Raw genomic sequence first — 14,293 nt, 5'->3', positions numbered from 1 at the left:
CGCCCTTTTGAACAATGACCCCAGGCCGCACGCGCATGTCCTGTGCGGCCGACCCACCTGTATCCACACCCTCAAAAGGAGCCTTGCCATGAACACCGTCGAAACCCCGGAGCACGCCACCACCATCCCCACCGCCGCCACGGTTGCCCCGAGCTGGCCGCGCGCTACATCGCCGCCTGGAACGCCACCGACGGCGCGCAGCGCGACCATCTGGTGCGCAGCACTTTCAGCAGCGATGTGCAGTACCGCGACCCCATGATGGAAGGCCAGGGCCACGATGGCCTGGCCGCATTGATCGCTGGTGCGCAGCAGCGCTTTGCGGGTCACCGTTTCACCCTGCTGGGCACGCCCGAGGGGCACCATGATGTCGTGCGTTTTTCGTGGGCGCTGGCCGCCGATGGCGCAGAGCCCGTGGCGCGCGGCACGGATATGGCGGAGGTCGACGCACACGGCCGCCTGCGCAAAGTGACCGGTTTTCTCGACTATGTCGCCGGGGCCTGACTGCGACACGGCGCAACGCGAAGCAAGGCGGCGTCAGGACTGCACTGCAGGCCCTCACCCTCACCACGTCACTTCAGCACCGGCGCCTGCACGAAGTCGTCGAGCGACAGGCCCTTTTCCTTGAGCAAGGCTTCCAGCACGGGCTGCAGGCGGCCCAGGCTTTCCTGCACCGCCTCGCGCACGGTGTCCACCACCACCTGGGTGCTGCGCTCGATCTCGATGTTGAGCGCATCGCCCTCGCGCTTGCCCTCGAACACGGTGGCGCGGCGCGTCTCGGGGATCATCCAGATTTCGAACCAGCCCTCTGGCCGGTTCACCTCGGCCACCGTGAGGCTGGCGCCGTGGATGGCGATGTAGCCCTTGGCGAAGATATAGCGGCGAAAGGCCTCGGGCACCGCCACGCGCCACACCAGGTTGTTGTCGAACTCGCGGCGCTGCACCAGCGTGCCGGTGAAGTCCACATGGCCCGACAGCGGGTGGCCGCCGATCTCGGCCCCGTCCTTGGCAGCGCGCTCCACGTTCACGCGGTCGCCCTCGGCGTAGCTGCCCAGCGTGGTGATGTTCAGGCTTTGCAGCATCACGTCGAAGTTGGCCTGCGTGGGCGACAGGATCTCGGTCACCGTGAGGCACACGCCGTCGGTGGAGACGCTGGCGCCGATGGCCAGGTCCTGGCAGAAGCCTGCGGGAAAGTCGAGCGTGAAGGTGCGCAGGCCTGCGCGGTCTTGGATGGCGGCAATGCCTGCCGTGGCCTGGACGATGCCTGTGAACATGGTGGGGAGCGGAGGTGGAGCCCGCGGATGGGCAAAGGCGAATTTTGCCATCCGTCTATCTCGCAGGCTGCGCCTCAAGCCTTAGCCCCTATCACCGTTCGGGCTGAGCCTGTCGAAGCCTTGCCCTGGCTTCGACAAGCTCAGCCCGAACGGTTGAGGGGCTGTGGAGATCTCACAACGGCCGATGGGGTAGCCCCAGCGGTCGTCACACACCGCGCGGCTGTTGCCCACCCCGATTACTTGGCTCGCAGCAGCTCGCCCACTTCCAGCAGCACCAGCTCGTTGTCGTCCGCCTTGTTCGGCTCGCGGCTGCTGCTGAAAGGCATGTTGTTGTCGTTGCCCACGACGATGTGCGTGCCGTCCACCACGTCCACGTTTTCGATGGTGAAGAACGGGAAGGTGAGCACGCCGTTGGTCAGCGGCTTCTTCGACAGGCGCTTGGGGTCCTGGATGTTCATGAGGTCGATGTAGCCGACCTTGCGGATCTCGCCGCCCACGTTCGCGTCGCTCATCTCGACCTTGTACACGCGCTTGAACTTGGCCAGGTCGTGGAAGCAGTCGGTGCGCTTTTGGTCTGCGGGGCAGGCCTTGTCGGCCGTGCCTTCGCCGTTGTCGCGCTCGATGATCAGGCCCGTGCTGCTATCGATCATGTTGAAGTCGCCGATGGCGTGGTGGTTGGCCTCCAGCACATACTTCCAGTGGCGGCCGGTCCATTGCTCGCTCTTCACGTCGAACTCCAGCACGCGCAGGTACTGCTTGCCGCCCACGTTCTCGTACGCCTTGGCGTCCTCGTTCCACAGCGGGCCTTCGAGCAGGGCGTAGAGCTTGCTGCCGTCCTTGGACGACGCCATGCCTTCGTAGCCCTTGGAGCGCTTGACCTCGAAGGGCGTGGGCTTGGCGTCTGGCGCGCCGGGCATCAGCACGCCGGGGGCGTCGGGCGAGCGCACGACCTTGCCGTCGACCTTGGTTTCGAACACCCCCAGCACCTTGCCATTCAGGTCCGCCTTGATGAGGAAGGGGCCGAACTCGTCGCCGATCCACAGTGCGCCACCGGCGAACTGGAAGCTCTCGGGGTCGAAGTCGGCGCCGGTCAGGTAGCGCTGGTCCGTGCCTTCGTGCGTGATGCGAAACGGCACCTTCTTGTCGGGGTCGTGCAGGAAAATCGTCTTCTGGCGCTTGAACTCGCCGCCCTGGAAGTCCACCGTGTAGTGGTTCAGGTACAGCATGAAGTCGGCCGAGTTGGCCTTGGCGCCAGCGCCGTTGTCGGTGAGGATCCAGAACGATCCGTCGGCCATGCGCTTGATGCCCGAGTGGCCCTGCAGGGGCTGGCCCTTGAAGGGCAGCGAGACGCCGGTGTCGCGCCCGCCCGACTGGCCCATCACCGTGCCGATGGCCTCCACGCGGCGCGGGGTGGTGAACTTGCCACTGACCTGCAGGTCCTGCGGTGCGTCCTTGGGTGCGGGGATGACGGTGAACGCCGGCAGCACGGCGTGGCCGGCCAGCGTGGCGGGGTAGGCCTGCTGGGCCAGGGCAGAGGTGGAGAAGCAGGCGGCGGCGGTGCACGCCAGCAGGGCGCAGGCACCCAGGGTGGAGAGTCGGGACATGGTCGCTCGGGGCAGTGAAAGCAGATGAAGCGGCGACGATGCCGCCTGCCCGTGACGAGGGTGTGACCGTGGGGCGCCGGTGCGGCAGGCCCGGGGCGCTGCGCGCTGACCACACCGACCACTGCGGCGGCGGCGCGGAGAGCGTGGCCAGTGCGGGCCGCCGCTTACAGCGGCACCAGTTCCACGCGCCGGTTCTTGGCGCGGCCGCCTTCGTCGCCATTGCTGGCCACCGGGGCCAGGTCCGCCACGCCGAAGGCGGACAGGCGCGTGGCCGGAATGCCGTACTGGCTGGTGAGCGCGGCGTTCACCGCCTCGGCCCGGCGCTTGGACAGCGCGATGTTGGAATCCAGCGAGCCCTGGTTGTCGGTGTGGCCCACCACGCGCAGCTTGAGCGTCGCCTCGGCCTTGAGCAGCTTGGCGATCTCGTCGAGCGCGGGCTTGGACTTGGGCTTGATGTCGGCCTTGGCCGTGTCGAACAGGATGCCGTACAGGGCCACGCGGCCGGTGGTGGCGATGGCCTTGGACATGTCGCTCGCGTTCACCGTGACCATGTTCTGCTGCAGGGCGCCGGTCTCGATGATGTCGACCGCCGCGTAGGCGCCCTTGACGGCCTTGTAGTCCTTGCTGGCGTTGGGCCAGCTGACCGCCTCGACCACGATGTAGATGTCTCCCTGCGGGCGCGGGATCTTGAAGCTGGCGATGCGCGCGGTGGCGGTGTCGGCCTGGGTGAAGGTGTAGGTCGAGCGCGTGGTGTTGATCTTGCGCCAGCCGTAGGTGCACAAAAAGCAGGTGCGGTCGCGGAAGGCATCGTCCTTGCCGGAGTCGTACAGCACCGTGCCGCCCGCAGCCTGCACTTCGTTCTGGTAGTTGCGCACCAGCTCGGCGGGCGATGCGTCGCCGGCCGCCTCGTACCACAGGCGGGTCACCGCGCCCTCGACCGGCAATGTGCTGGCCCACGAGCGCTTGGTGGTGGTGGTGTCGTACTTCTTGTAGGTGCCGGTGGGCACGACGTATTCGTCGAAGCGCTTGTAGTCGTAGCCCACGATGGTGGAGCCGGCGAAGCGTTTGACCAGCGGGTTGTCCTTGGACCCGGCGATGTCCTGGGCCGAGGCGGGCGAGACGAGGACCAGCGCGGACACCGCGGTGGCAAGCGATACGAGCAGGCGGCGCATGAGCGTCATGGCGTCTTTTCTCCAAAAAAGTGGGCGATGCGCGAGTGTCTCCGGTTTGCCGCCGCCAGCGCACCCGTACGCGCGCAGGCAGGGGCCGGAGCGTGAACAATTGGGCAAAAAGCCGCATCAGGGCGTGGACACACAGCGGCTGCCGCGCCGCAGCCCCCGCCGGGCCTCAGGCCTGGATGAGCACCGGAGTCCCCACGGGCACCCGCTCGAACAGGTCGATCACATCCGCATTGGCCATGCGCACGCAGCCGTGCGACGCGGGCACGCCCAGCGGCGTGCCGTCCGGGCAGCCGTGGATGTAGATGAAGCGGCGCAGCGTGTCCACACCGCCGCCCCGGTTGAAACCGCGCTCGCAGCCGGTGAGCCACAGGATGCGCGCCAGGATCCAGTCGCGCCCGGGGTGCTGCGCGGCCAGGTCGGGCGAATACACCTCGCCCGTGGGCCGGCGCCCGACGAACACTGTGCCGGGTGCGCAGCCCGCGCCGACCTTGGCCCGCACGCGGTGCTGGCCGCGGGGCGTGCAACCGCTGCCGTGGGTCTCGCCAACGCCGTTCAGCGCGGTGGACACGGGGTAACGGGCCAGCACCTCGTCGCCATCGAGCAGGCACAGCTCCTGCCGGCCGATGTGGATTGCGATGTGGATCGCCGCGCCCACGGCACGCCTACCCCGCAGCCGCCACCAGGCCAGCCCCATGCCCGCGCGTGAAGGCTTCTTCAAACACCGAGTAGCCCGACCAGTCGCTGTGCGCGAACGCCAGGCGCGCCGTGGCGGGCGTGGGCAGGGCCAGTGCACGCTCTGCTTTTGATAGCTGGTTGCGCTTGCCAGGTGCGCGGTAGAGGCCGATTTGGCTCAAATACGTGACCAGCCCCGGCGTGGGGATGGCCATGGCGTGCCCGTAGCGCGTGACCTCGACCCGCGTGACGCGGCGGCGCAGGTCGGGGTGGGGCACGGACAGGGCGGCCAGCGCGCCCTCGGCCCAGTGCTGCCAGGGCTGCTGCGCCAGTTGCTGACGGCCGTCGGGCACGCTGCCCAGGGCCTGGTAGTACGTCAGCACGGTGGGGCCGGCCAGTGTGGCGCGGGTGTCCAGGCGCTGGTGGCCTGCGTCCACGTAGCCCAGGCCGCCGGGCGTGGCGTCGGCGTACAGCACGTTGTCCCAGGCGGGCGCGGCGCCGGGCCGGTCGGTCAGCGGGCTGTCGATGTGGAGGTTGGCCACCAGCCAGGGCGCCCAGGTCAGGCGCTGCGCCGCGCCGGTCAGGAAGGTGGGCGGGTTGCGCACCACGCGGGAGGCGATGTGCACCGGCAGCGCCACGATGCAGCGCGGCGCCTGCCAGCGCTCCACGCTGTCGGTGACGTGGTTGTACGCGTCCACCTCCACGCCGTGGCGGCCTTCGGTGATGCGCAGCACGCTGGTGGCGGTGCGCAGCTGGCCGCCGCCCTGGGCATTGTTCTGCAGCGGGGCCGCCAGGCGGCGGGTGATCCAGCCGTTGCCTTCGGGCCAGGTGAGCACGCTCTCGCGGGACTCGTCCGCCGCCTCGCCGGGCGCATGAAAGCCGTGGCGGCTGGCGAAGTAATGGATGCCCGCCCAGGCTGACACCACGGCCGTGCCTGCGCCGTAGTCGTCGCGGCAGCTGTAGTCGAGGTACCACCGCAAGTGCTCGTCGTCGAAGCCCTGCTGATCCAGCCAGGTGGCGAACGTGACGGCATCGAGCGCCTGGTGGGGCTGGGGCAGCGGCTGGCCGGGGCCCAGGGACCGCATCATCGGCATGGTGAAGCGCGCGGCCTGGGTGGCATCGTCCACCGCCTGCGCAAACCGGCGGTACTGCGCGATCGTGGTGTCGGGCACGCCGTGCACGGGCAGCAGGCCCTCCTGCCATTCACCCTGGAAGAACAGGCGCTCCTGCGGGCTGTGGCACAGGTGGCGCTCGTCGTAGCGCCAGCGGCCGGACACGCGCTGGCGCAGGCCCAGTTCTTCCAGCAGGTTCTGCACCTCGGGCGCATCGTCGCCCGGCACCGGCAGGTAGTGCGCGCCCAGCGGGCAGGCAATGCCTCCCACCGAGCCGCCCCGGCTGTTGCCGCCGGCGCTGTCTTCCAGCTCCAGCAGCGCAAAGTCGTCCACGCCCGCGAGCCGCAGCGACCGCGCCGCCGCCAGCCCCGCCACGCCGCCGCCCGCGATGATCACCTGCGCGCGCCGCAGCACCGTGGGCTCGGGCAGGCTGCCGGTCTTGAGCAGGTCGCGCAGCGCATGGCCGCGCTGCATGTCGATGCCGGCAAAGCCGCCCTGCAGCGTGCGCGGCGCCTCGTCGCAGCCCGGCAGCAGAACTGCGGATGTCGCAAGAGCACCCGTGGCTAAAAAGTGGCGGCGTTGCATGGTGTCAGTGTGCTGGATTCGGGTCTGCAGTCAACCATCCCCACCGTTCGGGCCGAGCCTGTCGAAGCCTTGTGCGGCGCTTCGACAAGCTCAGCGTGAACGGTTCTTTCATTGGCAAAACTTGCTGGGCCGCTAAGCCGTGGGGTGCAAAAAGGGAATAGGCATCTAGTGCTTTCCCCATTCGCGCTCGTAGGTGTGGACCAACGCCTGGTTCGACAGCCGGTTCACCTCCGTCGGCACCCGTGCCATGTCGCGCGGAAAGTCGAACAGCAGCGGCAACGAGTCCAGCGTCAGAAAGCGCAGGTGGTCCGGCAGCGTCTCGGGCAGGCGCCAGGGCCGGCGGCTGGCGATGACGAAGCCCCATTCGCCGAAGCTGGGCACGTGGGCGTGGTACGGCGCGGTCTGCAGGCCCACCGACTCCATGGTCTGCACCACCGTCCAGAAGCTCTTGCGCGCCACCAGCGGCGAGGTGGTCTGCACCACCGCATAGCCGCTGGCGGCCAGGCGGTTGGCCAGCAGCGCGTAGAAGCTGTTGGTGTACAGCTTGCCGATGGAAAAATTGGTGGGGTCCGGGAAGTCCACCACGATCACGTCGAAGGTCTCCAGCGCCGCAGGGATTGCTGCTGGACTTGCTGGAACGCGCGGTGCAGTCCCAGTGCTGCTGGCGCCTGAGGCGCTGGCGGCTGGGGGTTGCGCTTCGGCACCCGGCTCGGCCGTGTTGCCCTGCAGCCACCCGAACGCATCGGTGTTGATGATCTTCACCTTGGGGTCGCGCAGCGCGTTGCCGTTGAGCTGCGCGAGCATGGGGTTCTCGCTGAAGATGCGCGTCATGGCCGGGTCCAGCTCCACCAGCGTGACGGATTCGACCGAGGGGTACTTCAAGATCTCGCGCACGGCCATGCCATCGCCGCCGCCCAGAACGGCCACGCGCTTCGGATGGCCGTGGGCCGACATGGCGGGGTGCACCAGGGCCTCGTGGTAGCGGTACTCGTCGGCCTGCGCGAACTGCAGGTTGCCGTTGAGGTAGAGCCGGTGGCCCAGCCGCCCCTGCGTCACGACGATGCGCTGGTAGGGCGATGCGGTGCTGAAGACGATGCGGTCCTGGTAGAACTTGTCCTCGGCAAAGCTGGTGATGTGGTCTGCCCCGGCAAAGCCCGCGATCAGCAGCGCGAGCACCATGGCACAGGCGGCCACGTGCGCGCGCAGGCGGCGCAGCTCATGCCGAAAGAGCCACACGGCCCACAGCGCCACGGCGGCGTTCATCACGCCGAACAGCAGCCCCGTGCGGATCAGCCCCAGGTGCGGCACCAGCAGCAGCGGGAAGGCCAGCGACACCGCCAGCGCGCCCAGGTAGTCGAAGGTGAGCACCTGCGAGACCAGGTCCTTGAGCGCCACGTTGCGCTTCAAGATGCGCATGACCAGCGGGATCTCGAGCCCCACCAGCGTGCCCACCACCATCACCATGCCGTACAGCAGGAACCGGAACGCCCCCGGCGTGTACGCATTGGCCAGGAACAGCGTGGCCGGCAGCGCCCCGCCCACCAGCGCCACCAGCAGCTCGATGCGCAAAAAATGCGCAGGCAGCTGCCGCTCGAAATAGCGCGACAGCCACGAGCCCACGCCCATGGCGAACAGGTAGGTGCCGATGATGGTGGAGAACTGCAGCACCGAGTCGCCCAGCACATAGGACGCGAGCGCCCCGGCGGCCAGTTCGTACAGCAGGCCGCAGGCGGCCACGACGAAAACGCTGATGAGCAGCGCGATGTCGATGGGGCGGGCACCCTGCGACGAGGCTTGTTCTGCCGGTCGTGCGGGCGACGGTTGCACCATGGTCAACCCGCTACCCCAGCGAGTTGCGGTTGCGGTTGCGGGACGGTGGTGCCGCGCCGCTGGGCATCAGGCATACCTGCCGCGCTATGGCGTAACTGCTCTGCAGCATGCTCGTGATGAATGACGATGTGGAGTGATTTCATGAATCGCGATGAATAGCCGACTGAGACTGATTGGGGATGATTGGGGATGATTGGGGATGATTGGGGATGATTGGGGATGATTGGGGATGATTGGGGAGCCAAGTTCAACGCAACCAATTGATGCCCAAGACTTATTTGAAGCCCATTGGGGAAAATCCATTTTGTTTGGGATCAGTCCGGGTTTTGGAAGCTCTGCGGAGCATGAATCGTGGCATCACGTGGCGAGAGCGGAAGCTTCGAAAGTCGAGCCCAGCGCCCGCCGCCGCCTTGGTTTTCCCGCCGATATTCCGAATGCCCTTTCTTGGACACCTCGTTGAATAACGCCTTCACATACTCCTTGCGATACGCCAACTCAGGAATCAGCAGTTGGGGGAGCAACAAGGCATAAACCGGCAAGGGCGTAGGACGCCAGATCGTCGCCTTTGCGGCCGGTCACGCTGTGTGTCAGGTGCGCTATTCCGTCCACTCATGACGCCCGTCCTCCGAGGGAGAGTGCGCTTGCAACCGAGCCTGCAATTCGATGGGCCGTCAGCTCCGCAGAGGACATGTCACAACGCATTCGCGTCCATACATTGAATTTCTATTGCGGCTGCCAAGGCTGTTCGCGTGGACCCCGCGAGTGTGTTCGCTGCGGGTGCGGACGGCATGCCGGGTACGGCACTGCCAAATTCAATGAATCGCAGCCGCCACGATGATGCTGATGCCCAGGCACATCGCTGCCACCACCATGGCCAGGGCCCTGTTCTGCTTTTCGACGATTTCGCGCCACAGGTCGTACGGCGTGATCTTGTCGACGATGACGAAGCACACCCAGAAGATGACCACGCCGATCAGTGCGTACAGGATGGACCCGAGGAACGCCGCGGGCTTGAGCCATTCGATTCCCATCATGATGTGTTCTCCTTGGAACGGTTGTCTGTCTGTCGATTGAATAAAAAAGAGGGGCGGTGCGCCAGCCGTGGCCTCCAGCGCCGCACCTACTTGTGGCTGCCGCCCGAGGAGTACCCACCGTACGAGCCCCCCGAGCTGCGGTAGCTGGACGACGACGAGCAGTTCTCCCGTTGCGGGTCGCAGCTGGAGCAGCGGCTGAGCAGCACGAGCAGGATCAAGATCACCACCGCGATGATGATGATGGTGCCGCAGCCCAGGCCCGACTTGGCCACGAACGGGCCCGGGTCGTCGCGTTTGAGCACGTCCTGCTTGTCTTCGAGCTTGAAGGCCTTGGCCACCGTGTCGCTGGCCAGCTTGTCCCCGGCGGACCAGGTGATCTCGTTGGTGCTTTGCTCCATCGACAGCACGCCCTTGCTGCCCTCGAAGTCGCGGTTGAAGGTCTTCTGGCCGCGCGTGACCTGCCAGTAGAACTCGCCCAGCACGTAGGTCGTCTCGGCCTCGTAGCTGTACTTGAGCTTGTAGGTCGTGCCCAGGTAGGTGGCGGTGCTTCCGGTGCCGGCCAGCTGCGGCGCGCCGGTGGTGGGGCGCACCATGCTCCAGCCTTCTTCGGAATCGACCAGGAACGCGAAGCCGCGCTTCTGGTTGTAGAGCAGGTATTCGCTCCAGCCGAAGTGTTCGTCGTCGCCGGGCGCAACGCCCATGCGGTGCTGAAAGCCCACCACCTGCCAGTGCACGCCCTGCAGCTGTCCCTTGCTGCCCAGCGGGATGATGGGCTGCACGGGCTCGTCCTGCTCGGCAGAACGCAGCTCGCCGCCCACGCCGCCACTGAGGTCGATGATGCTCGCGCACGAGCCGCAGGTGAGGCTCTTGGTGCTGGACAGCTGCACCTGCACCGGAGCGCCGCAGTGCGGGCAGCTGAACTGGCGGCCTTTTTCGTCCTTGGCGGACTCGTCCTTCAGGCCCTGCAGCTGCAGGTCTTCGAGCAGCACGGACTTGCCGCGCTCCACATTGGGCGGGGTGTGGCCGTAGTCGATGCTGACCACTTCGCCGTCGGCGCTGCGCAGCTCGACCATGCCGAAGGGGTGCCCCAGCGGCGGCAGCTTGGGCAACTCGCCCTGCGCGGAGATGAGCGATGCCTGGCCGGTGTAGGCCACGCTGTAGGGCTTGCCGTTGATGGCGGTGGTGGTGCCGACGCGAAAGCGCTCGGCCGCGGGCATCTCGCGGCCCGGGTCGATGGGGCGGGTGAAGACGTAGGCGCCGTTGTCCTCGCCCAGCGTGGCCAGGGTGCCGTCGTTGAGGAACGCCGCCCATTCGGTCCACACCCCCGCATCGCCCTTGTACTGCAGGCGGCCCACCAGCGTGAAGGGGATGTCCTTGCCATCGAGCTGAATCCGCCCGCTGGCCATGAGCTGCAGCGGGCTGTGGTCGTCGAACAGCTCGGCCATCTTGCCCAGGCGCTGCAGCACGTCGCCATTGCGCACCACGGTGCTCTGGCAGTAGCCGCAGACGGCGTGCGTGGACTGCGCGCTGCGGAATTCAACCGGCGCGCCGCAGCCCGGGCAGGGCGCGCGGTAGTAACGCTGTGTGGGGTCGGCGGTGGCCATCGTGCTGTGTTGGTGCTGCGCCGTTCAGCGCGATGCAGGGCCGGTGAAGGCCCTGGCGCTTGTCCCTCGTGCGCAGGCAGCTATTATTATGATAGCAACCGGGTCAGATCAGCTTCTTGAGCAGCTCGGCCTTCTTGGCGTCGAACTCTTCCTGGGTCAGGATGCCCTTGGACTTGAGCTCGCCCAGCTTCTCCAGCGTGGCCATCACCTCGTCGGGCCGCACGCCCGCGGGCGCAGCCGCCGCCTGGGCCGCCGCTGCGGCAGCAGGCGCCACCGGCGTCTGAAGGCCTTGCTGCAGGTTCTGCGCCAGCACCTGGCCCAGCGCCACGCCGGCCCCGAGGCCCATGGCGTCGCCCGCGATGCCGCTGCCGCCACCGCTGTTTTCGGCGAACTTGGGGATGGCCTGCGCCGTCTGGTATTGCATGAACTTGGCCATGTCGTTGCCGACCATGCCCATGCCGATCTTCTGGTCGAGGATCTTCTGCAGCTCTTCGGGCAGCGAGACGTTCTGCACCGTGAGGTTTTCGATCAGCAAACCCAGCTTGGCGAAGATGGGCGCGAGCTCCTTGGTCAGCGCATCGGCGAACATGACCTGGTTGGCCGCCAGGTCCAGGAACGGCAGGCCGCTGCCGGCAATGGCGTTGCTGATGTTCTGCAGCACCAGGCCGCGCAGCTGGCCTTCGAGGTCCGCCACGGGGTAGGACTCGCGAGTGCCCGAGATCTCGGTGTGGAACAGCTTGGGGTCGGCAATGCGGAAGGCGTAATTGCCGAACGCGCGCAGGCGCACCGCACCGAAGTCCTTGTCGCGGATCGTGATGGGCTGGGGCGTGCCCCACTTCTGGTCGATCTGCTGGCGCGTGCTGAAGAAGTAGACGTCGCTCTTGAAGGGGGACTCGAAGAGCTTGTCCCAGTTCTTGAGGTACGTCAGCACCGGCAGCGTCTGCGTGGTGAGCTTGTAGGTGCCGGGCGTGAACACGTCGGCCACCTGGCCTTCGTTCACGAAGATGGCCATCTGCGACTCGCGCACCACCAGCGTGCCGCCGTTCTGGATTTCCATGTCGCGCATGGGGAAGCGCCAGGCCAGGGTGCCGTCCCCCTCTTCGGTCCATTGAATGATGTCAATGAACTGTTTCTTGATGAAGTCCATGAGGGCCATGTCTGCTCCCTAAGCAAAGAGAAGGGGGTTGAAGAGAGCGGCCATCATAGCAACGGGGCTGCAGGCCTCCGGCGCTTTTTTCAGGGCGCGGCCGTGAAGTAGTTCACACCCTGCGCTGTCCTCGTACCGGCCAGCACAGGCTCGGCACGGTGCATAGCGGCTATCTCTGCATTAGCGGCAATCAATTGGTGTTCGCTATTGAGAATGCCTACCATTCCCTCCATGCCTTCCCGAGCCGTTCCACACCCGGGATCGGCGTTGCCACTACAGGAGCCCCACCATGACCCGCATCCGCCAAGCCGCTCACCAGAACAAGACCATGCTGATGAAAACCGGCAGCTATTACCTGGTACACATCTGCGTCGCCGCGATGGTGGCCTACGCGGTGACGGGCAATTTCTGGGCGTCGCTGACATTGAGCCTGCTCGAGCCTACGGTGCAGGCGGTGGCGTTTTTCTTTCATGAAAAGGCCTGGGACCGCAAGCTGCGCAAAGCCGCAGGCACAGCGCCCGGTGGTGCGCATGCAGCGCTTGCGGCACAGCTCGGGTGACGAGAGTCCGAGCCCTTCCTTCATCCATCAGCAACCGACCCCGCAAGGAGCCCACCATGTACAAGATTCCTCTGCACAGCCGTTCGACCGCAGGCCTGGCGTTTCAGCGCTGGCTGGTCGACCGCCTGGCGCGCATGGCGTCGACGCACTGACGCCATCGTCGGAAAACCCGGCGCAAAAACGACGATGCCCCGCAATCGGGGCATCAGGTGATACAGAAGGGGCCAGAAGCAACTGCCGCCCGCCACGGCGGTTTGCTTGCCGGTCAGGCCCGGGTGTCCAGCAGTGATCCCATCATCTGATCCTGCGTCTTGATGGTCTGCAGGTTGGCCTTGAACGCATAGGTGGCCGACATCTGCTCCACCGCCTCCTGCTCCAGCGCCACGCCCTTGGCGTCCTGCCCGCGCTGCACCGTGGCCTGCACGCCCGCACTGTCCTTGGCCTCCTGCTGGGCCACCACCTCGCGGCGGTAGCCGGGCGTGTTCATGTTGGCCACGTTGTTGGCCGAGGCATCCAGGCGCAACTGGGCGGCCTGCAGGCCGGAACTGCCGATGGAGGAAATGCTGGCCATGGTGTGCTCCGCTCAATGCGCTGAAGGAAGAAGGCTCCGATTGTCCGCCCGGCGCCTGCCGGATGCAAGGCGTCATCCACTGTGCGCCTGCACCAGGCACTGCGCAAACGCCTGGGCCGCCCGCGGCGGCTGGGGCGACTTGCGCAGCACGCTCACGAACTCGCAGCGGTAGAAGAACTGCGCGGGCGACACCGCCTGCATCAGCCCCTGGCGCTCGAAGCCTTCCGCATAGTGGTCGGGCAAAAAGCCCAGGTAGCGGCCCGACAGGATCAGCGTGGCGATCGATTCCTGGTCGAACCCCGTGGCCTTGCGCGGCAGGCGGGCGCTGTGGCTGAGTTCCATGTTGGGCGAGTGGTAGCCCAGGCCGGCGAACTGGTAGGCGCGCAAGGCCTCCCAGGTCAGGCTGGCATGGTCGGTGCCGAACAGCGGGTGCCGGGCGCCGCAGTACAGCAGCATGGTCTCGGTGAACAGGTTGGCGTACACCAGACTCTGTGACGCGCGGTGCGCCGGGATGATGCCCACGTGGAAGCTGCCGTCGATGAGCCCGCGCTCGATGGCGTTGATGCTGGCCACGTGCATCTGCAGGCTGACCTCGGGCGCCTGAGTGGCGAAAAGGGCGATGGCGTCGCCGATGTGCGCGGCGGGGTTGCTGGCCGTCTTGTCGAACACCGCCACCTCCAGCCGCCCGCCCATGCGGCGGTGGATGTCGTCGATGCTGCTGCGAAAGGCGTCCACGGCGGACAGCAGGCGCAGGGTTTCGTCGTACACGCGCTGGCCTTCGGCCGTGAGCGCAAAGCCCGCGCGGCCCCGGCGGCACAGGGTGAGGCCCAGGCGGGTTTCCAGGTCCTTCATGTGGCGGCTGACGGTGCTGGTGCCGATGTTCAGCTCCAGCTCGGCCGCGGACATGCCGCCGCATTCGACCACGCTCTTGAACACCTGCAAAAGGCGCAGGTCCATGTCGCTGAGCTGGCCCAGCACGGCGCGGTGCCGGGCTTTGGGGCTGGACAGCGATGTGGCCGGGGGAACGGAGGGTGGCTTGGGGGTGTCTTTTACTTGCATAAATCGTCAAGTAAACATTGATATTGCACTATTGGAGAGATTAACAGGCGGCACAACAATGCGC

The 14,293-nt window shown here is 66.7% G+C and carries 14 protein-coding genes; 2 read left to right on the top strand and 12 right to left on the bottom strand.

Annotated elements, in window-relative coordinates; translation table 11 throughout:
- The first annotated feature begins 42 nt into the window (after window positions 1-42).
- Window positions 43-501 carry a nuclear transport factor 2 family protein gene (locus ACIGHN_RS23300; RefSeq protein WP_396506398.1) on the top strand — a complete coding sequence of 153 codons (459 nt, stop codon included), beginning with the start codon at window positions 43-45 and terminating at the stop codon, window positions 499-501.
- Between the two features lie 68 nt (window positions 502-569).
- Here the strand turns inward: ACIGHN_RS23300 and ACIGHN_RS23295 are convergent, their stop codons facing one another.
- From ACIGHN_RS23295 to ACIGHN_RS23250, 10 genes are all read right to left on the bottom strand, one after another.
- Entirely contained in the window at window positions 570-1,271 is a 702-nt protein-coding gene (locus tag ACIGHN_RS23295; protein ID WP_396506396.1) for a riboflavin synthase subunit alpha, read from the bottom strand.
- A gap of 236 nt (window positions 1,272-1,507) precedes the next feature.
- Window positions 1,508-2,875, bottom strand: a complete 1,368-nt coding sequence (locus ACIGHN_RS23290; protein ID WP_396506394.1) for an esterase-like activity of phytase family protein — start codon at window positions 2,873-2,875, stop codon at window positions 1,508-1,510.
- 164 nt (window positions 2,876-3,039) lie between these two features.
- The gene (locus ACIGHN_RS23285) at window positions 3,040-4,056 is read right to left on the bottom strand and encodes an OmpA family protein (RefSeq protein WP_396506392.1); all 1,017 of its coding nucleotides are present in this window, start codon (window positions 4,054-4,056) and stop codon (window positions 3,040-3,042) included.
- 166 nt (window positions 4,057-4,222) lie between these two features.
- Window positions 4,223-4,774, bottom strand: a complete 552-nt coding sequence (locus ACIGHN_RS23280) for a L,D-transpeptidase family protein (RefSeq protein ID WP_396506391.1) — start codon at window positions 4,772-4,774, stop codon at window positions 4,223-4,225.
- Window positions 4,719-6,425, bottom strand: a complete 1,707-nt coding sequence (locus ACIGHN_RS23275; RefSeq protein ID WP_396506389.1) for an NAD(P)-binding protein — start codon at window positions 6,423-6,425, stop codon at window positions 4,719-4,721. Before ACIGHN_RS23275 ends, ACIGHN_RS23280 begins: the two co-directional genes overlap by 56 nt.
- 165 nt (window positions 6,426-6,590) lie before the next feature.
- Window positions 6,591-8,255, bottom strand: coding sequence for a polyamine aminopropyltransferase (locus ACIGHN_RS23270; protein WP_396506387.1), 1,665 nt, complete (start codon window positions 8,253-8,255; stop codon window positions 6,591-6,593).
- Between the two features lie 314 nt (window positions 8,256-8,569).
- Window positions 8,570-8,794, bottom strand: coding sequence for a hypothetical protein (locus ACIGHN_RS23265; RefSeq protein WP_396506385.1), 225 nt, complete (start codon window positions 8,792-8,794; stop codon window positions 8,570-8,572).
- A 273-nt stretch (window positions 8,795-9,067) separates the two neighbouring features.
- Window positions 9,068-9,289 (bottom strand): DUF350 domain-containing protein, encoded by a 222-nt coding sequence (locus tag ACIGHN_RS23260; protein WP_056171400.1) that lies wholly within the window; start codon window positions 9,287-9,289, stop codon window positions 9,068-9,070.
- Between the two features lie 86 nt (window positions 9,290-9,375).
- Window positions 9,376-10,893: a DUF4178 domain-containing protein gene (locus ACIGHN_RS23255; RefSeq protein WP_056410962.1), complete on the bottom strand. Its 1,518-nt coding sequence runs from the start codon at window positions 10,891-10,893 to the stop codon at window positions 9,376-9,378.
- 103 nt (window positions 10,894-10,996) lie between these two features.
- The gene (locus tag ACIGHN_RS23250) at window positions 10,997-12,049 is read right to left on the bottom strand and encodes an SPFH domain-containing protein (RefSeq protein ID WP_056410959.1); all 1,053 of its coding nucleotides are present in this window, start codon (window positions 12,047-12,049) and stop codon (window positions 10,997-10,999) included.
- A 280-nt stretch (window positions 12,050-12,329) separates the two neighbouring features.
- Between ACIGHN_RS23250 and ACIGHN_RS23245 the strand changes: the two genes are divergently transcribed.
- Window positions 12,330-12,599: a DUF2061 domain-containing protein gene (locus ACIGHN_RS23245; protein WP_396506382.1), complete on the top strand. Its 270-nt coding sequence runs from the start codon at window positions 12,330-12,332 to the stop codon at window positions 12,597-12,599.
- A gap of 265 nt (window positions 12,600-12,864) precedes the next feature.
- Here ACIGHN_RS23245 and ACIGHN_RS23240 read toward each other — a convergent pair whose 3' ends face one another.
- Complete coding sequence (locus ACIGHN_RS23240) at window positions 12,865-13,170, bottom strand: flagellar basal body protein (protein ID WP_396506380.1); 306 nt, start codon at window positions 13,168-13,170, stop codon at window positions 12,865-12,867.
- 72 nt (window positions 13,171-13,242) lie between these two features.
- Window positions 13,243-14,229, bottom strand: coding sequence for a LysR family transcriptional regulator (locus tag ACIGHN_RS23235; protein WP_396506378.1), 987 nt, complete (start codon window positions 14,227-14,229; stop codon window positions 13,243-13,245).
- Window positions 14,230-14,293: the final 64 nt, after the last annotated feature.

The organism is Acidovorax sp. NPDC077693 (genome assembly GCF_044542805.1).
Lineage (GTDB): Bacteria > Pseudomonadota > Gammaproteobacteria > Burkholderiales > Burkholderiaceae_C > Acidovorax.
This window is presented reverse-complemented; position numbering and strand designations above follow the sequence as displayed.

Coding starts and splice junctions, on each gene's coding strand:
- ACIGHN_RS23235 (WP_396506378.1), bottom strand. CDS start 14,229: ATGCAAGTAAAAGACACCCCCAAGCCACCCTCCGTTCCCCCGGCCACA.
- ACIGHN_RS23290 (WP_396506394.1), bottom strand. CDS start 2,875: ATGTCCCGACTCTCCACCCTGGGTGCCTGCGCCCTGCTGGCGTGCACC.
- ACIGHN_RS23255 (WP_056410962.1), bottom strand. CDS start 10,893: ATGGCCACCGCCGACCCCACACAGCGTTACTACCGCGCGCCCTGCCCG.
- ACIGHN_RS23250 (WP_056410959.1), bottom strand. CDS start 12,049: ATGGCCCTCATGGACTTCATCAAGAAACAGTTCATTGACATCATTCAA.
- ACIGHN_RS23270 (WP_396506387.1), bottom strand. CDS start 8,255: ATGGTGCAACCGTCGCCCGCACGACCGGCAGAACAAGCCTCGTCGCAG.
- ACIGHN_RS23275 (WP_396506389.1), bottom strand. CDS start 6,425: ATGCAACGCCGCCACTTTTTAGCCACGGGTGCTCTTGCGACATCCGCA.
- ACIGHN_RS23240 (WP_396506380.1), bottom strand. CDS start 13,170: ATGGCCAGCATTTCCTCCATCGGCAGTTCCGGCCTGCAGGCCGCCCAG.
- ACIGHN_RS23260 (WP_056171400.1), bottom strand. CDS start 9,289: ATGATGGGAATCGAATGGCTCAAGCCCGCGGCGTTCCTCGGGTCCATC.
- ACIGHN_RS23285 (WP_396506392.1), bottom strand. CDS start 4,056: ATGACGCTCATGCGCCGCCTGCTCGTATCGCTTGCCACCGCGGTGTCC.
- ACIGHN_RS23295 (WP_396506396.1), bottom strand. CDS start 1,271: ATGTTCACAGGCATCGTCCAGGCCACGGCAGGCATTGCCGCCATCCAA.
- ACIGHN_RS23245 (WP_396506382.1), top strand. CDS start 12,330: ATGACCCGCATCCGCCAAGCCGCTCACCAGAACAAGACCATGCTGATG.